19 protein-coding genes and 1 pseudogene are annotated in these 18,213 nt (G+C 60.7%); 6 read left to right on the forward strand and 14 right to left on the reverse strand.

Features of this window, described 5'->3' with window-relative positions; all coding sequences use genetic code 11:
- Positions 1-70: 70 nt before the first annotated feature.
- Complete coding sequence (locus HGP14_RS17070) at positions 71-925, forward strand: GlxA family transcriptional regulator (protein ID WP_168831050.1); 855 nt, start codon at positions 71-73, stop codon at positions 923-925.
- Between the two features lie 232 nt (positions 926-1,157).
- On the opposite strand, the gene HGP14_RS17075 is transcribed toward HGP14_RS17070, so the two are convergent.
- Positions 1,158-2,048 (reverse strand): NAD(P)-dependent oxidoreductase, encoded by an 891-nt coding sequence (locus HGP14_RS17075; RefSeq protein ID WP_312862149.1) that lies wholly within the window; start codon positions 2,046-2,048, stop codon positions 1,158-1,160.
- A gap of 441 nt (positions 2,049-2,489) precedes the next feature.
- Between HGP14_RS17075 and HGP14_RS17080 the strand changes: the two genes are divergently transcribed.
- Positions 2,490-3,566 (forward strand): GNAT family N-acetyltransferase, encoded by a 1,077-nt coding sequence (locus tag HGP14_RS17080; protein ID WP_168831052.1) that lies wholly within the window; start codon positions 2,490-2,492, stop codon positions 3,564-3,566.
- 12 nt (positions 3,567-3,578) lie between these two features.
- Here the strand turns inward: HGP14_RS17080 and HGP14_RS17085 are convergent, their stop codons facing one another.
- From HGP14_RS17085 to HGP14_RS17105, 5 genes are all read right to left on the reverse strand, one after another.
- Positions 3,579-4,271: a glutathione S-transferase family protein gene (locus HGP14_RS17085; protein WP_168831053.1), complete on the reverse strand. Its 693-nt coding sequence runs from the start codon at positions 4,269-4,271 to the stop codon at positions 3,579-3,581.
- Between the two features lie 98 nt (positions 4,272-4,369).
- A complete protein-coding gene (greA, locus tag HGP14_RS17090) occupies positions 4,370-4,852 on the reverse strand; it encodes a transcription elongation factor GreA (protein WP_168831054.1) in 483 nt (160 codons plus the stop codon).
- Between the two features lie 164 nt (positions 4,853-5,016).
- Entirely contained in the window at positions 5,017-5,343 is a 327-nt protein-coding gene (locus tag HGP14_RS17095) for a potassium channel family protein (RefSeq protein ID WP_168831055.1), read from the reverse strand.
- 207 nt (positions 5,344-5,550) lie between these two features.
- Entirely contained in the window at positions 5,551-6,699 is a 1,149-nt protein-coding gene (gene cax, locus HGP14_RS17100) for a calcium/proton exchanger (RefSeq protein WP_168831056.1), read from the reverse strand.
- A 205-nt stretch (positions 6,700-6,904) separates the two neighbouring features.
- The gene (locus HGP14_RS17105; protein ID WP_168831057.1) at positions 6,905-7,723 is read right to left on the reverse strand and encodes a methyltransferase; all 819 of its coding nucleotides are present in this window, start codon (positions 7,721-7,723) and stop codon (positions 6,905-6,907) included.
- Positions 7,724-7,855: 132 nt separating this feature from the next.
- On the opposite strand from HGP14_RS17105, the gene HGP14_RS17110 reads away from it, so the two are divergent.
- The gene (locus tag HGP14_RS17110) at positions 7,856-8,581 is read left to right on the forward strand and encodes a DUF2270 domain-containing protein (RefSeq protein WP_168831058.1); all 726 of its coding nucleotides are present in this window, start codon (positions 7,856-7,858) and stop codon (positions 8,579-8,581) included.
- A gap of 20 nt (positions 8,582-8,601) precedes the next feature.
- On the opposite strand, the gene HGP14_RS17115 is transcribed toward HGP14_RS17110, so the two are convergent.
- The 4 genes from HGP14_RS17115 to HGP14_RS17130 form a co-directional block, all read right to left on the reverse strand.
- Positions 8,602-8,868 carry an usg protein gene (locus HGP14_RS17115; RefSeq protein WP_168831059.1) on the reverse strand — a complete coding sequence of 89 codons (267 nt, stop codon included), beginning with the start codon at positions 8,866-8,868 and terminating at the stop codon, positions 8,602-8,604.
- Between the two features lie 159 nt (positions 8,869-9,027).
- On the reverse strand, positions 9,028-9,858 hold the full coding sequence (locus HGP14_RS17120; protein WP_168831060.1) for an ABC transporter permease: 831 nt from the start codon (positions 9,856-9,858) through the stop codon (positions 9,028-9,030).
- A complete protein-coding gene (locus tag HGP14_RS17125; protein WP_168831061.1) occupies positions 9,855-10,658 on the reverse strand; it encodes an ABC transporter permease in 804 nt (267 codons plus the stop codon). Before HGP14_RS17125 ends, HGP14_RS17120 begins: the two co-directional genes overlap by 4 nt.
- Positions 10,659-10,771: 113 nt before the next feature.
- A complete protein-coding gene (locus HGP14_RS17130; RefSeq protein ID WP_168831062.1) occupies positions 10,772-11,545 on the reverse strand; it encodes an ABC transporter substrate-binding protein in 774 nt (257 codons plus the stop codon).
- A gap of 323 nt (positions 11,546-11,868) precedes the next feature.
- Between HGP14_RS17130 and HGP14_RS17135 the strand changes: the two genes are divergently transcribed.
- Positions 11,869-14,100 (forward strand): OmpA family protein, encoded by a 2,232-nt coding sequence (locus HGP14_RS17135; RefSeq protein WP_168831063.1) that lies wholly within the window; start codon positions 11,869-11,871, stop codon positions 14,098-14,100.
- A 204-nt stretch (positions 14,101-14,304) separates the two neighbouring features.
- Here HGP14_RS17135 and mobB read toward each other — a convergent pair.
- The 3 genes and pseudogenes from mobB to HGP14_RS17150 form a co-directional block, all read right to left on the reverse strand.
- A pseudogene (gene mobB / locus HGP14_RS17140) lies at positions 14,305-14,832 on the reverse strand (molybdopterin-guanine dinucleotide biosynthesis protein B); the annotation flags it as partial.
- On the reverse strand, positions 14,829-15,458 hold the full coding sequence (mobA, locus tag HGP14_RS17145; protein WP_168831064.1) for a molybdenum cofactor guanylyltransferase MobA: 630 nt from the start codon (positions 15,456-15,458) through the stop codon (positions 14,829-14,831). The pseudogene mobB and the gene mobA, both read right to left, overlap by 4 nt.
- An 8-nt stretch (positions 15,459-15,466) precedes the next feature.
- Positions 15,467-16,375 carry a DMT family transporter gene (locus HGP14_RS17150; RefSeq protein WP_168831065.1) on the reverse strand — a complete coding sequence of 303 codons (909 nt, stop codon included), beginning with the start codon at positions 16,373-16,375 and terminating at the stop codon, positions 15,467-15,469.
- A gap of 197 nt (positions 16,376-16,572) precedes the next feature.
- Here HGP14_RS17150 and HGP14_RS17155 point away from each other — a divergent pair, with 197 nt between their 5' ends.
- Entirely contained in the window at positions 16,573-16,779 is a 207-nt protein-coding gene (locus tag HGP14_RS17155; RefSeq protein WP_168831066.1) for a CsbD family protein, read from the forward strand.
- A gap of 53 nt (positions 16,780-16,832) precedes the next feature.
- The gene (locus HGP14_RS17160; protein WP_168831067.1) at positions 16,833-17,024 is read left to right on the forward strand and encodes a hypothetical protein; all 192 of its coding nucleotides are present in this window, start codon (positions 16,833-16,835) and stop codon (positions 17,022-17,024) included.
- 22 nt (positions 17,025-17,046) lie between these two features.
- On the opposite strand, the gene moaA is transcribed toward HGP14_RS17160, so the two are convergent.
- Positions 17,047-18,093 carry a GTP 3',8-cyclase MoaA gene (gene moaA / locus HGP14_RS17165; protein ID WP_168831068.1) on the reverse strand — a complete coding sequence of 349 codons (1,047 nt, stop codon included), beginning with the start codon at positions 18,091-18,093 and terminating at the stop codon, positions 17,047-17,049.
- Positions 18,094-18,213 lie beyond the last annotated feature (120 nt).

Below are 18,213 nucleotides of genomic sequence, written 5' to 3' on the forward strand. Positions count from 1 at the left end.
TTGCACCTCTTGCCTGCAATTGGTCGGGACCCTGTCTTCTTTTCGATGAGGGGTTTCAGGTGAGGCGTTGATGCAGCATCCCGCATCGATCGCCCACGCTATTCCCGGCGTCGGAGAGGCGTTGAATATCTTCGTTTGCCGGTTGACAGTAACCCTATCGGCGCGGTCTGATGTTGCAAAGGACAATGATCCCGGGATTTCGGCCATAGCCCGCCACGTCGTTATACTTGTGTATCCGGGGTTCGTGTTGCTGGACCTCAGTGGCCCGATTGAGGCTTTATCGATTGCCAACCAGTTGTATGGAAAGAACTATCTGCTCACCGTAGCTTCGATTGGGGGTGGGTTGGTGCGCAGTTCCAGCGGAGTGGAGGTTGCAACTGAGCGATTGGAGCGCAAATCCACCGATACATTTATCGTCGCGGGGGCCTTGGGTCCGCCGGATGGGCCGTGGGTGGGCGAAGTCGCCAGCGCCATTCGCGATGTGTCGACCTATGCACGCCGGACCGCTTGCATTTGCACGGGCGCGTTCCTGGTGGCCGAAAGTGGCCTCTTGAGCGGGCGATCCGCCACCACTCACTGGGCCTACGTGCAGAGACTGCAGGCCGAATACCCATCGCTTCGCGTTGACGGAGACCGGATATTTACCCACGACGATGGCGTATGGACGTCAGCTGGCATGACTGCGGGGAGCATACGGCAATTCAGCCGAGCCTTCGCGGCGGCCACCGGTATGACGCCGGCCAAGGCAATCGAACGACTGCGCGTGGAAGCGGCCCGCCCCCTGGTCGAAGACAGCCGGCAAACGCTCGACGAAATCGCTCGCCATGTAGGCTTCGTCGATCCCGATCGCTTGACGCAAAGCTTCTTCCGCATTACGGGGCACACGCCATCGGAATTGAGGCGGATGTGGAGACGAGCGCAATAACACCCGCTTCAACCGCCGCTAACGCAGGTATGACAATTGCCACCGAAATTGAGCAACGGGCCTGCAAACAGTTCTGACCAACCACCAACTCAAATGTGGAATCTGCAGCCGATTAAGCGGTACTCACGATACGGAGATTTTTCCGGCATTAGGTAGCCACGGGTTTTTGCTAATTAATGCCGGACTTTCTCACTCAGGCGGTAAGCTCAATAATGCGGTGTTGTGGTTTCTGCTACCTAATGGCGCATTTTTCCAGACGGGCGAGGAGCGAGGACGTGTCCCAGCGATTGCCGCCCATGGCCTGCACGTCGCCGTAGAACTGGTCGACGAGGGCGGTGAGCGGCAATTTCGCGCCGTTGCCTCGCGCTTCGGTCAGAACGATGCCGAGATCCTTGCGCATCCAGTCGACCGCGAAACCGAAGTCGTACTTGCCCTGGTTCATGGTCTTGTGGCGGTTTTCCATCTGCCAGGAGCCGGCTGCACCCTTGGAGATCACGTCGATGACCTTTTCGATGTCGAGGCCGGCGCGCTTGCCAAAATGGATGCCCTCCGCGAGCCCCTGGACGATGCCGGCGATGCAGATCTGATTGATCATCTTCGTCAGCTGGCCGGCGCCGGCCGCGCCCATCAGGCCGACCATGCGGGCATAGGCATCGATGACCGGCCTGGTTTTCTCGAAGACGGCTTCGTCGCCGCCGCACATGACGGTCAGCACGCCGTTTTCCGCGCCTGCCTGGCCGCCGGAGACCGGGGCGTCGATGAAATCGCAGCCCTTCGCCTTGGCGGCTTCGTAAAGCTCGCGGGCGACCTCGGCGCTGGCGGTGGTGTTGTCGATCAGGACGGAGCCCTTCTTCATGCCTTCCAGAACGCCGCCCTTGCTCGTGGTCACCGACCGCAGGTCATCGTCATTGCCGACGCAGGTGAAGACGAAATCGGCATCCGCCGCAGCTTCGGCCGGCGTCGGGGCGGATTTACCGCCGAATTTTTCCGCCCAGGCGGCGGCCTTTGCGGCGGTGCGGTTATAGACGGTGACGTCGTGGCCGCCCTTCGTTTTCAAGTGGCCTGCCATGGGAAAGCCCATGACGCCGAGACCGATGAACGCGACTTTTGCCATATGCCAGATCCTTCCTGTGAATTCCCGGCATGATTAGCCGAAAGCGCGGCGGCAGGAAAGCCGAAGCGGGGGCGGTTCCGTTCGGCGGCAAGAGTTTGCGGGCGACTTAAGTTCCATTTTTGCTTCTGGCGCTGCCTCCTAAGAAAAACAATAGCAAATCAAATTGCAATCTTCAGAATTTCCTATGCGCGTAAACGTATTGCCGCCGGAGGATTCTTAGGTATATTTATTACTATATTAGAATATGCATTAAGTGTGAGCGAACATTGACGACGCAGATCGGGGGGAATGTCGATGTCGGGGGGATCATATAGTCTTTGGCGTGGCCTGACGCGCGATGTCTTCGTCGCACCTGCCGCAGTAAGCGCCGGCGAGACAGGCAGCGGGACCTGTGTTCAGTTAATAGCCGACGTCGGTGCACTGAGGGCCCTGGAACCTGCCTGGAGAGAGTTGGAACAGCGGGCGGTCGATTGCCATTTTACGCAAAGCTTCGATTGGTGCCGGCTCGGCTGGGAGGAACGGGTTTTTGAAACCGGCGATAAGCTACACGTTGCGACCGTATGGCGGGCGGACGAGCTGATCGCCGTCTGGCCATTTATCCAAAGGCGACGTGGAGCAGTCCTCCGGATCGATCCGGTGAGTTGCGGGCTGAACGAAGAGTATGGCGATCCGTTGTTTGCACCGGGTGAGGACACGCCAGAGACCTGTGCCGCCCTGCTGCGCGCTTTGACATCGGGCATCGATATTATGCATGTGCCCTTTCTTCGTGACGGTTCAAACATCCAGAAGGCGATTCAGGCGCGAAAGGCACTGAAATTCGCTGTTCCGATCGACGCCTTTGCGATTGATCGCCAGACCGCAGCAAATTTTGACGCCCTGATTGCCGGCTATCCCAAGAAACTGCGTGTCAATCTTAGAAGCGCGCGCAAGCGCCTCGGCGAGCTCGGTGAGGTTAGCTTCGAACTGCCTGACGGAGCCCGCGACCAAAGTGAAACGATCGACTGGATCTTGCAGCAAAAGCGCGCCTGGCTTCAGCGCAAGGACAAGTCGAGAGACTGGTTTTTAAAGGAGGAGACTCAGCAATTCCTGCAAAGGGCTGCAGCGGCACGCAACGTGGTCGGGCGCCTGGGCTTGTTTGTGCTGAAGCTTGATGGCACGCCAGTTGCTGCCGTCGTCAGCACGATCGACCGGCGGCGGATCGAAATGCATGTCACAACCTTCGATCCGGCCTACGCGCGTTTTTCCCCCGGCATGCTTCTTATCGAGGATATGGCGCGGTGGTGCTTTGAGCGAAATCTAAGCTTCGACATGCGCACCCTGAAAGCCGACTATAAAGAGCGCTGGGCCACATCGTCATCGAAGCGGGTCAGCTATTTTGCGGCGGTGAGTGCGCGTGGCATGGCGCATTTTGCGCCTGACCTCGTCAAGTTCACGCTGATCTCCTGGCTGGAGGCGCACCTTCAGCCGCGATACCTCACCTGGCTGAAGACGAGCATAAAACGCTTCCTCCATCTTGTGGGACGCTAGTGGCGGGTTCCATTATTCGGAGGGCATTTCGTTGCGGATGCGCTCGGGAAGCTGTTTCTTGTAGGGATAGAACTTGAAGTAGGGCAGTGCCTCCTTCAGGACCCGTGCAAAGGATGGCCGCTCGAGCAGGCGTTCGTAATAGGCTTTAAGCTTCGGCTGGCCCTCGCCGAAAGGCACGAGTGTTTCGGCGTAGAAGAGGGCGGGTGCCGCGGCGCAATCGGCCATCGTGAAACTGTCGCCGGTAATCCACTGATTGCTGCCCAGCTGCCGCTCGATCATGTCGTAAGCGGTCGCAAGCATGCCGCGCGCCTCTTCGACGCCGTGTGGATCGTTTGCGCCATCCGGCCGCAGAGTATCGACGACGATCTTCTGCAGCGGCGTCTGAACATAAAGATCGAAGAAGCGGTCCCAGAGCCGGACGCGCAGCGCACGATCGATGTCATCCGGCAACAGGCGGATGGGGCCGGGGTAATGCCGGTCGAGATATTCGATGATGATGCTCGTCTCCGGGATCGTGCTGTCCAGCGCCTCATCGCGCAGGATCGGCATCTTGCCGACCGGCCAGAAGCGGAAGAAATCGGCCCGCGAGCTCTCGTCGGCAAGATCGACCATGCGGTCTTCGAAAGGCGTGCCGTTTTCGTAAAGGGCGATCAGCACCTTGTGGCAAAAGGAGGCGAGGGGGTGTCCATAGAGAACGAGAGACATGCGTCGACCTTTCGGTGTCCGGAAACTTTCCTGAAGGGCTTTAGGAGATCAGTTCGCGCACAAGGATGCAAGGAGCAACTTACGGTTGGCAGGAGGCACTACGAGATGGCAATGATCTCCAGCTCCTGTTCACCGACGCTGACCAGATCCCCGACAGCTTTGCCCATGAGAACCCTGGCTACCGGGGATGCGAAGGAAATCGATCCGGCCTTGGGATCCGCCTCGTCCTCTCCCACGATACGATAGGTCTGTACGCGCCCGTCGTCGCGGCTGAACGTCACCGTGCTGCCAAAGGCAACGGTGTCGGATGAAGCCGGGTCGGGCACAAGCTGAGCCGTGCTAACTCTTGCCGCAAAGTAGCGCAGATCCCGAAGGGGATTTGCTGCCTGCCGCCGCCGTTCATTCACGTCTTCGATCGTGCTCGCAGCGCCGTAGGCGTCGCGCGCTTGTTGCAGCTGCAATTCCAGAGCTTTCAACCCCGCTTCCGTCACAAGGTTCGGGTGCGGCGAAATCGGACGGTCCGGCAGTAGGGTTTCCGAAGCAGTTTCGGCACTCTCTTCCTTGACGAAGGCGGTGCTCAATTTCAAACTCCATTTAGATGCGGGTGACGACGACAATCCGGCATTATACGATGGTTTTCGACGGGTGTCACAGGTGAGCGGGCTTTAGGTCGGACGGTATGTCCGGATCTGGACAAGCGACGCCCCGACAATGCGACGCAGCCACATAGCCGTGTCACGCGCGCTCACGAGCCATCATTCTGTTCGGCTCGATCGCGATCCGCCGCGCCGAGCGCCTGTACGGTAACGGCCGCAACCAGGCCGGTCAGCACAATGCCACAAAGGCCGATCAGCAAGGCCAGTATCCGCGGGATGGCATGCTTGGGCGTGACATCGCCATAGCCGATCGTCAATCCGGTGACGAAAGTGAAGTACAGGGTTTCGCCAATGCGCCAGCTCTCGATCTGTCCGGCAACAATGCCCGATCCTACCATGACGACAAGGATCCCGGAAAAGATCGGCCACACTATGCGAACCTGCTGGAACAGCGCAGCGAAGAATAGCCGTCTCATTCGCTTCGATTGAGACCGGGAGCTTGTGCGTATCGCCATGGTCTTCTGCCTTTCAGTTCATGCGAGGCGCCTGGGATTCCTGCAAGTGTCTGCGGGCCATCTTTGCTTGGGCTGCACCACGAAGAATGGCTGGCGGTATTTCAGTGGCCATAGCCATCGTGATCGTGGCCGGCATCGAATTTGGAGGGATCAATCGCGGCAGTTGCATCAAGATGGGGTAGCGGGAGGCAAGACAAACAAGGTGAACGCGAAGATCGCATAGAGGGCAAGCGCCATCACACCCGCATACCAAGCTCCACGCCCGCCATTCGACAAGAGGGTTGCAGCCATCGTGGCGACGATCATCATCGTAACCGCACCGCGCCAGAACTGGAGTGTCATGGGTTCCGGACCGATGAAATAGCTGACGAGCACCAGTACCGGCGCGACGAAGAGCGCAATCTGGGCGGCACTGCCCAATGCGACCGCGACACTGAGATCCAGGCGATTTGCACGGGCTGCCGAAAACGCGGTCGTCATTTCCGCGGCGGCCCCCACCAGAGCGACGACGATGAAGCCAACAAAAGCTGGCGTCAGCCCGAGATGCTCGGCGGCGACCTGGACTGAACCGACGAATATTTCGCTGACCACCGCGACCAGCAGCGTAACGACAACCAGCATGACGATGCCAAGCGAGAGAGGCCAGGGTTTCTGGTCTTCCTCTCCGTGGCTGACGCTGGCGAAAAGCTCCCGGTGCGTCCTCAACGAAAACAACATGCCGAGCGCGTAGACGGCAACGAGAAGGGTCGCCAATCCCAAGCTCAGCGTCTGGGAGACCTCAGGCGCTGGTGGTTGATCCACTTCGCTGATCAGCGACGGGACCAGAATGGCGATGGTAGCAAGGAACAGCAGGGAAGCCTGGAAGCGCGCATTGACCCTGTTGAATTCCTGTACGTGATGCTTGAGGCCGCCGAGCAGGAATGCGCCGCCAAGCATGAACAGCGTGTTGGTGACAATCGCGCCGGCCAACGATGCTTTGACCAACAAATATTGCCCGGCCTGCAGCGCCGCAAGCGAGATCACGAGTTCGGTCAGGTTTCCGAGTGTGGCATTGAGCAGGCCGCCGACTGCATCTCCCGTCTTGGCGGCAACCGCTTCGGTTGCGCGGCTCAGAAGCGCAGCCAGGGGTACGATCGCTACGACCGAAAGGAGAAACAGCAAAGTGTGCGCATCGGGGGACGTCCGTTCCAGAAAAATGACGACGGGCACGAAAACGATGAGCGCAAGAATAGGTGCCTGGCGAACCTCGCCCAGGATGGCTCTGCCCACAGCGAAAGACGACGGCGTGATAGGAGTTCTTTCCTCAACATTGCCCATGCCCCTGCCTCCTGAACGGAGTGCCCGCAGCCAAAATTACCACCTTTAATGATTGCTGTCGCGGGACTCCAATCCGGCTTCTGATCCATCCCGTTGGCGCAAGGCAATCGTCTCAAGACCTGCTTCAGGGCCATCAGCCGTCGCTAGCGTCCACTATCTGCGCGCCACTCCGTCCGTGCGAGCTAGCAGCTTCGCGCCGGGATCGTCAGCCGGCGAGGCGCGCGATGACCAGATGGCCGGGGCTCGGCTGGCCTTCCTGCATGCGCACGTTGATTTCGGTCACCTCTACGATCTCGAAGCCGGTCGCCGCCAGCCGGTCGCGAATATAGGCTTCGGCGTGCAGGAAGCGCTGGTGCGGGCCGACTATGTAGGGCGGGCCGTCTATGGCGTCGCCAGGGATCATCTCGGACGAGAAGATAAAGAGGCCGCCGGGCGTCATGTTTTCCGCCGCGCCGAAGAACAGCGGCTCAAGGGCGCCGAGATAGGGCAGGACGTCGGTTGCGGTGATGAGGTCGAAGGGCTCTTCATCGTTGTCGTCGAGGAAGTCCTCGGCTTCAGCGACGAACAGGGTTTCGTAGAGATCCTTCTCATGGGCGATCTCGACCATGTTTTCGGAAATGTCGATGCCCGTCATATCTTCGCAGAGATCGCGCAGCGTGCCGCCCGTCAGGCCCGTGCCGCAGCCGAGATCGAGCATACGTTTGAACGGCCCGAGCTTCAGTTCCTGCAGGCGCTGCCGGACCAGCATCGGCACATGATAGCTGAGCTGCTCGACAAGCACGTCCTCGAAGACTTCGGCGTGCTGGTCGAAGAGGGTTTCAACATAGGCGTCGGGCGCCTTCACCGGCGTTTCGCCGCGGCCCATCGAAGCGATGCGGACGGCAGCGCCGCCGTGATCTTCGGGGTCGATCGCCAGCACTTCCTCATAGGCTCTTACCGCCGCGTCAAAATCGCCCGCCTTTTCGAGCGCAAGGGCGCGGTTATAGGCTTCTGCAAGCGCTTCTTCGTCGATTTTCTTTGCCATCGCCATACCTTTCGAATTGAGGCCTTCCGAATTGAGGCATGCCTCTACGGCTGCTTGAAGTCTTTTGCAATGGCAGCCTTACAGGCGCAGAATGGATTGGAAATTCAATAATAAGAAAATGGAGGAAATGCCATGACGACGGATTTCAGCAAACGTGACTACGACGAGAGCGTCGTGAAGGGGCCATGGCCGCCGCTTCCGGCGAGCCAGGGCGAGATGACCAATACGCTCGCGCACTACTATCGCGGCGAAATGGGTCGGATGACGAGCTGGCGGGATCGCATCGACCGGACGTCGAATTGGGCAATCACCGTGGTCGCAGCCCTTCTCTCGGTCTCGTTGTCTACGCCGACATCGCACCATGGCGTGCTTCTGTTCGGAATGATGCTGATTACGCTGCTGCTGTTGATCGAGGCGCGGCGCTACCGCTTCTTCGACATCTACCGGGCTCGCGTCAGGCAGGTCGAGAAGAACTACTTCGCCCAGATACTGGCTCCGGAACCTGGTACCGGGCTCGATTGGGGCTCGGTGGTTGCACGCAGCCTGCGAAAGCCGAAATTCCTTCTCAGCTATACCGACGCCCTGCATCGCCGGCTGCAGCGGAACTATGGCTGGATGTATCTCATCATGCTGCTTGCCTGGGGCCTGAAGATCACGACGCCGAAGCTGCAGACCGAGGGCAACCCGCTGGTGCAGGCGCATTCCTGGTCATATGTCATCGACAATGCCGTGCTCGGGCCGCTTCCGGGCCTTGCAGTCATCGCGATCGTGGCGGCGTTCTATCTCGCCGTCCTCTACGGGGTGCTGCACCGGGAGCTCGACGAAGGTGAATACATCCACGGCGAGGCGCATGTGTAGAGTACGCGCAGCCGGCGTGATCAGTGCAGGATGAATTCGCCTTTCAGGGCGCGCCATTCGGTTGCCGAGATCAGCTTGCGGTGGATGTAGCGCACCGAATGCAGCGGGCCATCCAGCTTCTCCTGCCAGAACTTCAGGAAGCCGCGCATCTCGGGAAAATCCGGAGCGAGGTCATATTCCTGCCAGATGTAGGTCTGGAGGATCGTCGGGTGGTCCGGCAGACGGTAAAGGATCTGGGCCGTCGTCAGCCCATATCCGTTAAGCTGCTTTTCGAAGTCCTTGTTCATCTCTCAGTCTCGCTCTCATTCCCCTTCTTACGCCTATGAGCGTCGTATGAAATGGAAGCACGGCGTGGTTAACGCAAGCTTGACATATGAGAATAATAGGGCGATTCACTTGTGATTTCAAGATCTTGGCAGCACTGCATCGACAGTGCTGCCAAGCGATCAGCGCTTCAAGTGACGCGTCAGGCGCCGTTCGATCCAGTTCCAGAAATGCCGGAGCGCCTCCACCATCGAAAGATAGAAGATCGCTGCCCAGAGATAGGTTTGGTAGTCGAAAGTGCGCGAGAAGGCGTAGCGCGTTTCACCCATGAGATCGAACACGGTAATGATGGCGACGACGGCCGAGCCCTTGATCAGCAGGATGATTTCGTTGCCGTAGGGGCGCAGCGCCACGATGAGCGCCTGCGGCAGCACGATCTTGCGGAAGGCGACGACCTTGTGAATGCCGAGCGCTGCCGCTGCCTCGTGCTGGCCGTGCGGAACGCTTTCGATGGCGCCGCGCAGGATTTCGGCCTGGTAGGCGGCGGTGTTGATCGTCATCGCGAACAGGCCGCAATACCAGGCGTCCCGGAAGAACCACCAGAGGCCCACGGCTTCGAGCTGCGGACGGAAGCCGCCGAGGCCGTAGTAGATCAGGAACAGCTGCGCCAAAAGCGGCGTGCCGCGGAAAATGTAGACGTAGCAATAGGCAAGCGTGCTGAGGACCCTGTTCTCAGACATTCGCGCCAAGGCGAGCGGCAGCGACAGAACGGCGCCGCAGACGACGGATACCGAGACCAGGATGATCGTTGTCATCAGCCCATGCAGGTAGCGCGGCCCGTAGCGCGCGAACTCGGCCGGATCCCAATTGGAAACGACCATGTAGATCAGGAGTGCGGCAAGCAGCGCCCAGAGGTAGACGAGCAGCGTGCCAGCGATGCGCGCGACGGTTATGCGCTTCTTCAGTGCCTTCGGCGCAGGCTGCGGAGGGATGAGGGTTTCCGCGTAGCTCATCGGCGGACCTCCGAGCGCTTGGCCCAGCGTTCGATGTAGCTGAGGCCGACGGACGAGATGATCGCAAGCGCCAGATAGAGGCCGCAAGCGATGATATAGAAGAAAAACGCCTCCTTGGTCACGCGGACCGCAACGCCCGTCTGACGCAGGATGTCCGCCAGGCCGATGATGGAAACGTAGGACGTGTCCTTGAGCAGGATCATCCAGAGGTTCGTCAGGCCGGGCAGGGCGATGCGGATAAGCTGCGGCAAGACGATGAGCCGAAGCGTCCGGCCTTGATGAAGTCCGAGAGCATAGCCGGCCTCATACTGTCCCCGAGGGATGGCCCGGAAGGCCGAAAGTAGCACTTCGGAGCAATAGGCGGAAAAGACCACCGACAGCGCGATCATGCCGGCGACGAAGGCATTGATCTCAATGCGCTCCTCATAGCCGACGTATGCAAGGATCGACTGGATCAGGATCTGCATGCCGTAATAGATGATGAAGAGGGTCAGAAGTTCGGGCAGGCCGCGGAAGATGGTGGTGTATATTCCGGCGGCAAGGCGCACGGACCGTTCTTCCGACTGCTGGCCGAGCGCGACCAAAAAGCCGATGACGAGGCCGACCGGCAGCGTCAATAGCGCCACGCTGACGGTGGTTTTCAGACCGAGAGCGATCTCGTCGCCCCAGCCGGTGTCGCCGCAGGCGAGAATCGTCGATTGGCCGAACCAAGTGAAAACGCCGGCGGGTCCGCACAGCGGATCGACGATATATCCTATCCAAGCCCAGAACGAGCCCAGCGCGGAAAACAATCCGCTCATGCCAGTTTTCCCCTCACGGCTTAAGCCGTTTTTCTCTTTCCATCGTTGTCAAACAAAAATGGCGGAAGAGCAAGCCTTCCGCCACCATCTTTGCCGGTCAGGTACAGCTTTTCTTATTCGCCGTAAACGTCAAAATCGAAGTACTTGTCCTGAATTTCCTTGTACTTGCCGCTGGTGCGGATCGCGGCGATCGCGGCATTCAGCTTGTCCTTCAGCGGGTCGCCCTGGCGGATGGCGATACCGGCGCCAGCGCCGTTGATTTCCGGATCGACCTTCAGCGGGGTCAGGATCTTGCAGCAGGAACCGGCATCCGACTTGACCCATTCGGAGAGAACGACGACGTCGTCGATCACCGCGTCGATACGACCGTTCGAGATGTCGAGTTTGTACTCGTCAGCCGTCGGATAAAGCTTGAGCTCGGTGTCGGGAAGGTGCTTTTCAGCATAGTTGGAGTGGGTCGTCGACGTCTGCGCGCCGATCGTCTTGCCCTTGAGGCCGGCAACGTCAGTGATGGTCGAGTCCTTCGGCACGGCGATAGCCGGCGGGGTGTTGTAGTACTTGTTGGTGAAGTCGACGAGCTTCGAACGCTCCGGCGTGATCGACATCGAAGAAACGATCATATCGAACTTCTTGGCCTTAAGAGCCGGAATGATGCCGTCCCAGTCGGCGCTGACGAAGGAGCATTCGGCCTTCATCTCGGCGCACAGGGCCTTGGCGATGTCGATGTCGAAGCCCTTGATCTCGCCGCTGGCGTCTACGAATTCGAAGGGCGGGTACGTGGAGTCCGTGCCAATCACGTACTTCTCGCCGTCGGCCATCGCCGAACCGGCGAAGAGTGACAGCGCTGCAAGCGATGCAGCGGCGAGAAAACGGGTGGAGATACGCATGTGGATCCTCTCTTTTGGTTGCCGCTGCGTCTTCTTTTTATCCGACAGCGGCGTGAATGCGGCGGGCATGGATACCGCCTTGGCGCGATAATCAAACCTTTTTTTCGCAAATTGCAACTGGAATCGCAGCGGAGTGCCGCGCCGCAGAATATGGCAAAGATGAACGGTATCGAACCACGGCATTCATATGGGGTTAATGCCGCGCTTTCTAAAACAGCGGGAACAAAACCAGTCCTGGACGATTTCCGTCCCACGTTCGCCCTCCAACCCGAATGCCGCCTAAGGTGTTCCCAAAAAAACTCAAAGGAAGACGAGGAGACCCAATGGGCATTAAATCAACATTGTTTGCCGGCGCGGCATTCCCGCTGCTTTCGTTGTCGTTGGTCGTGTCGCCGGCCCATGCTTCGGTTGCAGGCGGTGGAAGTGCTGTGCAGCCCGCGCCGCAGGTGATAAGCGGCAGCTACCAGGTGGCGCAGGATGCCCCCACGGATGAAGAGCTTCTGAAGAAGAAGAAGCGCAAGGCTCCGGCTGCCGAAGAGCAGCCCGCCCAGGAGCAGCAGCGCGAGGCCGCGCCACAGCAGGAAGCGCCCAGTCGCAAGAAGCGCGAAGCCGCACCGCAGAAGGCTGCGCCCGAGCCGCAGCAGCAGGCAGCACCGCAAGCCGAACCGGAGGCTCCGCGCAGAAAGAAGCGCGACGCTGAATCCGCGCCTCAACAGGCCGCCCCGGAAGCGCAGCAGGCCCAGCCTTCCGAAAACCAGCAACAGCCTCGCCGCAAGAAACGCGAAGCCGCACCCGAGCAGGCTGCCCCCGAGCTACAGCAGCAGCAAGCGGCACCTCAGGCCGAACCGGAACAGCAGCCTGCCGAGAATAACGTGAAGCCGCGCCGCAAACAGGGCGAGCAGCAGCCTGCCCAGCAGGAAGCCGCGCCGCAGCAGGGTGAAGCAAAGCCGAAGGCCGAAGAGACCCAACCTCAGACCGGCGAAGCGCAGCCCGAGCAGCAGAAGCCGCGCAAGCGTGACAAGCAGCAGCAGGCAACCGAAGGCGAGCAACAGCAGCCGGAGCCAACTGCAAAGCCCGGTCGCAAGCCGGTGAAGGAAGCTCAGCCCGAGCAGCAGCCGGCCGAGAACAAGGCACCCGTTCCGCAGGAGTCGCCGGCACCTGACAAGGCACCGGTACCTGCAACCTCGCCGGCACCCGAGAAGCCGCCGGTTCCCGCAGAACCGGATCAGGCGCAGAAGCCCGCCGGCGAAGAGCAGCAACAGCAGTTGCAAGGCCAGCAGGCGCCCGGTCAGCCCGGCGCAACGACCGCCGAACAGCCGGCCGGCAATGCCCAGCCGACCGAGCAGGCAATTCCCGCTCCTGAGAAGGTGACGCCGCAGGAACTCGAGCGTCGCAAGCAGATTGCCGAGGATCCGAGCAAGAGCAACGAGACCGTCGTCCTGCCGGTAGAAAACGGTGCCGCCGTGCTCGACAGCGACAAGGACGTGGACCGGACGGCGGGCCAGGAAGGGCGACGCAACCGCGATCGCCAGCGCGCCTCCGAACAGGTCATCGCCGCGCCGAAATCCGATGCCGAGGCGCAGCAGCTTCAACGTAAGGGCGAGCGCCGTGCTCCGATCAAGATCGAGGCGGTGACGAGCGAAGAGGGCCGCAGACTCGACCGCAGGCCGGAGTTTACGCGGCCCGAAGGTGCACGGGTTGAACGCTACGAGGGTGATGACAACCGCATCATCCTGCAGTTCAACAACCGCACCGTCGTGCGCAGCGACGACGACCGCCGCTTCCTCAGGGACGGCGAGCGGCCGATCTACGAACAGCTTTCGCGTGACCGCTATCGTGAAACGATCGAGCGGCCGGAAGGCTATCGGATTGTCACCATCCGAAACCGCTACGGCGACATCATCCAGCGCTCGCGTATCGACAATCGCGACCGCGAATATGTTCTCTACTATTCGCCGGAGCTCTACGAGGATCCTGACCGGGGCTACTTCGAAGATCCGGGTGCCGATCTGCCGCCGATGCGGCTTGGCATTCCCGTGCGCGATTACATCATCGACACGAGCAGCGATGCGGACCGCGACTATTACGAGTTCCTGAGCGAGCCGCCGGTGGAACCTGTCGAGCGTGTCTATTCGCTGAACGAGGTGAAGTATTCGGCCCGTATCCGCGACAAGGTCCGCCGTATCGACCTCGATACGATCACCTTTGCGACGGGTAGCGCCGAAATCCCGATGAGCCAGGCGCGCAGCCTGCGCAAGGTTGCCGACGCCATGAACGAGGTGCTTGAAAAGGACCCGAGCGAAACCTTCCTGATCGAAGGCCATACGGACGCCGTCGGCTCCGACGAGAGCAACCTCGTGCTTTCGGACCAGCGTGCCGAATCCGTCGCCAACGTGCTTTCGGAGGTCTACGGCATCGCGCCGGAAAACCTTGCCACGCAGGGCTATGGCGAGCGCTATCTGAAGGTCAACACCGCCGGCCCGGAACAGGAGAACCGGCGCGTCACGATCCGCCGCGTCACCCCGCTGGTGCGCCCGGTGGCGTCAAACCAGTAAGCCGGCGGGGTTTTGCCTTCTCCCCAGCGGGGAGAAGGTGGCCCGCAGGGTCGGATGAGGGGGCGCAGCGAGTTCGTTCGTCGCTTATCGCTCCGACCGTTCGCTCCTGTCGTCGCTCACCCCCTCATCTGTCCTACGGACATCAACCGGGGTCGAACCGCCGGTCTCGCCCCGTCCATCGGACCCCCGCTGGGGAGAAGAAACGGCTTCGCCGAGGCCGATCGTCTCGGCAATGAAATCGGCGATGGCGATCGTGTCGTCGAGATTAAAGAACGGCAGGTCCGTGTCCGTGACCGGGTGATCGGCGGCGATGGCGCAGATATGCGGGTCGGCGGGCGCCAGGGGATCGAGCCTGGCTGCTTCCAGACGACGGGCTTCGATCTTCGGGATCGGTTCGCGCTTGTAGCCTTCGATCAGCACCAGGTCGCAGGGAGCGAGGCGCGCGAGGATTTCCTCGAAAGTGGGTTCAGGTTCGCCGCGCAGCTCGTGCATGATCGCGTAGCGCGTGCCCGAGACGATCGTGACTTCGTGGGCGCCCGCCTGCCGGTGGCGGTAGCTGTCGGCGCCGACCTTGTCGATATCGAAATCGTGATGGGCGTGCTTGATCGTCGAAATATGGTAGCCGCGGCGGGTGAACTCCTCGACGAGACGGACGGCAAGACCCGTCTTGCCCGAGTTCTTCCAGCCGGCAATGCCGAAGATGCGGGGGCCGAAGGTGCTTGGCGCACTCATGACAGAACCTCCAGCCAGCGCTCGGCTTCCGTCAGGTCGTCCGGCGTGTTGATGTTGAAGAAGGGGTCGAGCATGCTGGCGCGCGTCGGGTGCAGCGGGAATGGAACTTCCGTTACGTTATGTCGCTGGAGGAAGTCCCGCACGCGGCGCTTCTGATCAGTCTCGATCCAGGCGGCGAGGTCCTCGGCCAGCGACACGGGCCAGAGGCCGAAGACCGGATGGGTGCGGCCTTCGGATGCTGCGATCGCGATTTTCGCCGGGGCATCGATCGCCGCGACGAAATCAGCGACCAATTCCGCGGGGAAAAAGGGGCTGTCGATCGAGATGGTGACGACGTGGGTGACGTCCGGAAGCGTGGCCGCGTATGCCATGGCGGCATGGATGCCAGCCATGGGGCCGGCCTTGCCCGGGACGATATCGGGTATGAACTGCAGGCCGCATTGCGGCTCGCTATCGGCATTGACCGCTACAGTCGAGACCTGCGGCGACAACCGCGCGATCGCGTGATCGAGCAGCGAGCGGCCGCCGAGCATGACGGTCGCCTTGTCCTGCCCCATGCGCGAGGAGCGGCCCCCGGCAAGGATGACGCCGGGAATATTGGTGTTCTGCAAGGCGAAAGCTGGCATGGCGGTTCTCAGACTGGGCTGCGCGGCTCGGATTCCTGCGCGAGCGGCGGCACGTGGCGTTTGGCCTCCCGGTAGAAGGTATATAGCCCGGACGCGATGACAACGGCGGCGCCGGTGACGGTCCAGGAGTCCGGCACTTCCGCGAAGAAGATGTAACCGAGAAACGCCGAAAAGATCAGGCTCGTATAGCGGAAGGGCGCCACGAACGAAACTTCGCCGGTGCGCATCGCGACGATGACGGATTGATAGCCGATCAGCACCAGCGCCGACGCAAGCACCAGGTGCGAAAGCGAGGTTGTGCTGACGGGCTGCCAGCCGCCGAGTGCAGGGATCAGCAGCGCGCCGAAGAAGGCCACCGACATGGCGGTGACGACGGTGACCATCAGCGAGGGAATCTCGGGATCGATGGAGCGGGTTGCAAGATCGCGGCCCGCCGTTGCCAGAACGCTCCCGACGCAGAGAAGGGCTGCGGGCGTAAAGCCTTCCGGGCCGGGCCGGATGATGATCATAACGCCGATCAGGCCGACAAGGATCGCCGACCAGCGCCGCCAGCCGACTGGCTCGCGGAAGAAGAGTGCGGCTCCGAAGGTCACCACAAGCGGCAGTGATTGCAGGATGGCCGAGGCATTGGCGATCGGCATCATGCCGAGCGCCGTGATGTAGGTGACGGCGGCGAGCATTTCGCAGATGACGCGCAGGATGATGATCGGCTTCAGGATGACGCGCCAGGAGCGCAGCGCACCGAGATAGCGGGCGATGAAATAGACGAGAACGCTGGTGAACAGGCCGCGAATGAACATGATCTCGCCAGCGTTCATATAGCTGATGACCGACTTGGACAGGGCGTCGCTGGACGCGAAGCCGGCCATGGCCATGCTCATGAAGATTGCGCCCTGGGTGTTGCGAGACCGCGGCATGAAGAGAGATTCCCGATTTTCGTGCCGCCCTTTTAGAGGCGATCGCAGAGCAAGGGAATCGGATGAAAGCCACACCCGGAATAATTCGATTGCGCAGCGCACAACGACGTTGCCCGAGCGGCAAGCCGCCATTGTTTTTGAACAAAAGCCCTCCTCTGGCGTTCTGTTTTTGGAAGCAAACCAAAAGGAGTAACGTGATGGATTGGAATCGTGTCGAAGGTAACTGGAAGCAGATGAAGGGCAGGATCAAGGAGCAGTGGGGCAAGCTCACTGACGACGATCTTGACCAGATCGCCGGTCGCCGCGACCAGCTCGAAGGCAAGATCCAGGAACGCTATGGGATAGAAAAGGACCTCATCAAGCGCGATATTGACGATTGGTACGGCCGCCAGACCTGGCACTGAACATCAGCCCCGCTTCGGCGGGGCTTCTTCCAGCTAAACACCAGGAGATAGTGATGCCGACTGACGTACCGAATCCCGCTGAAACTCCGCGTGGCCCGACACCGGCACCCGGCGTGCCCGATCGCGTCCAGGAAAAGTCCCCGAAGACGCCGGCTCAAGACCCCGCAGACAACAAGAACCCCAACGACCCCGAGCCTCTCGATCCGGCGCTGCTGCCGATCGGCGATCCGGCGGGTGCGGCTTGAATGAACTATCAGAACGAAGTTGTCACCCGCCGGTGACGCTCATGTGGCGTGCGACGGCGGGGCGGTTGTGGGTGCGGTCGATGATGAAGTCGTGGCCTTTCGGCTTGCGGGTGATCGCTTCGTCGATCGCGGCGTAGACCAGGCTGTCGTCTTGGGTGGCGCGTAGCGCCGAACGGAGATCCGCCGCATCGTTCTGCCCGAGGCACATGTAGAGCGTGCCGGTGCAGGTGAGGCGGACGCGATTGCAGCTTTCGCAGAAATTATGGGTCATCGGCGTGATGAAGCCGAGGCGGCCGCCGGTTTCGGCAATCTCGACATAGCGGGCAGGGCCGCCGGTCTTGTAAGCAATATCGGTCAGCGTGAACTGACGCTCGAGATCGGCGCGAAGCTCGGAGAGCGGCAGATACTGATCGGTCCGATCCTCGTCGATCTCGCCCATCGGCATGGTCTCGATGACCGTCAGGTCCATGCCGCGGCCATGCGCGAAGCGCAGCATGTCCGGTATCTCGGCGGCGTTGAAATCCTTGAGTGCGACGGCATTGAGTTTGATTTTCAGCCCGGCCTTCTGCGCCGCGTCGATGCCGTCCATCACCTTGGCGAAATCACCCCAGCGGGTGATCTTGCGGAACTTGTCGGGGTCGAGCGTGTCCAGGGAAACGTTGATGCGGCGCACACCGCAGTCGTAGAGCTCCTCGGCGTGGCGGGCGAGCTGTGAGCCGTTCGTCGTCAGCGTCAGTTCCTCAAGGCCGGAGCCGATCCGCTTTCCGAGTTCGCGCACGAGGAACATGATGTTCTTGCGCACCAGCGGCTCGCCGCCCGTCAGCCTGATCTTCCGCACGCCCTTGGCGATGAAGGCGGAACAGAGCCTGTTCAGCTCTTCCAGCGTCAGCAGATCCTTTTTCGGCAGGAAGGTCATGTTTTCCGCCATGCAATAGGTGCAGCGGAAATCGCAACGGTCGGTGACGGAGACGCGCAAATAGGTGACCGCCCGCCCAAAGGGGTCGATCATCGGGTCCGCATCCGCCACCAGAGGGGATGCATTTCCTATCGTTCCGACATGGCTGTTCATGAATATCTCCGTTGCCATGGTAATGTGGCCAGATGTGGTTGCTGCGTCAAGGGAAAGAGCGGGGACGCACGGCAAATTGAGCTTGCCTCGAAAAGCCTGATTGCCTACTGCTCTGGGATA

Origin of the sequence: Rhizobium sp. P32RR-XVIII, from assembly GCF_012641395.1 — a bacterium.
Lineage (GTDB): Bacteria > Pseudomonadota > Alphaproteobacteria > Rhizobiales > Rhizobiaceae > Rhizobium.

Bases quoted from the DNA above. Each gene is read 5' to 3' on its own strand.
- HGP14_RS17130 (WP_168831062.1), bottom strand. From the start codon at position 11,545: ATGCGTATCTCCACCCGTTTTCTCGCCGCTGCATCGCTTGCAGCGCTG.
- HGP14_RS17070 (WP_168831050.1), top strand. From the start codon at position 71: ATGCAGCATCCCGCATCGATCGCCCACGCTATTCCCGGCGTCGGAGAG.
- HGP14_RS17155 (WP_168831066.1), top strand. From the start codon at position 16,573: ATGGATTGGAATCGTGTCGAAGGTAACTGGAAGCAGATGAAGGGCAGG.
- HGP14_RS17115 (WP_168831059.1), bottom strand. From the start codon at position 8,868: ATGAACAAGGACTTCGAAAAGCAGCTTAACGGATATGGGCTGACGACG.
- HGP14_RS17135 (WP_168831063.1), top strand. From the start codon at position 11,869: ATGGGCATTAAATCAACATTGTTTGCCGGCGCGGCATTCCCGCTGCTT.
- moaA (WP_168831068.1), bottom strand. From the start codon at position 18,093: ATGAACAGCCATGTCGGAACGATAGGAAATGCATCCCCTCTGGTGGCG.
- HGP14_RS17160 (WP_168831067.1), top strand. From the start codon at position 16,833: ATGCCGACTGACGTACCGAATCCCGCTGAAACTCCGCGTGGCCCGACA.
- HGP14_RS17120 (WP_168831060.1), bottom strand. From the start codon at position 9,858: ATGAGCTACGCGGAAACCCTCATCCCTCCGCAGCCTGCGCCGAAGGCA.
- HGP14_RS17110 (WP_168831058.1), top strand. From the start codon at position 7,856: ATGACGACGGATTTCAGCAAACGTGACTACGACGAGAGCGTCGTGAAG.
- cax (WP_168831056.1), bottom strand. From the start codon at position 6,699: ATGGGCAATGTTGAGGAAAGAACTCCTATCACGCCGTCGTCTTTCGCT.
- HGP14_RS17150 (WP_168831065.1), bottom strand. From the start codon at position 16,375: ATGCCGCGGTCTCGCAACACCCAGGGCGCAATCTTCATGAGCATGGCC.
- HGP14_RS17125 (WP_168831061.1), bottom strand. From the start codon at position 10,658: ATGAGCGGATTGTTTTCCGCGCTGGGCTCGTTCTGGGCTTGGATAGGA.
- mobA (WP_168831064.1), bottom strand. From the start codon at position 15,458: ATGCCAGCTTTCGCCTTGCAGAACACCAATATTCCCGGCGTCATCCTT.
- HGP14_RS17105 (WP_168831057.1), bottom strand. From the start codon at position 7,723: ATGGCAAAGAAAATCGACGAAGAAGCGCTTGCAGAAGCCTATAACCGC.
- HGP14_RS17095 (WP_168831055.1), bottom strand. From the start codon at position 5,343: ATGAGACGGCTATTCTTCGCTGCGCTGTTCCAGCAGGTTCGCATAGTG.
- HGP14_RS17085 (WP_168831053.1), bottom strand. From the start codon at position 4,271: ATGTCTCTCGTTCTCTATGGACACCCCCTCGCCTCCTTTTGCCACAAG.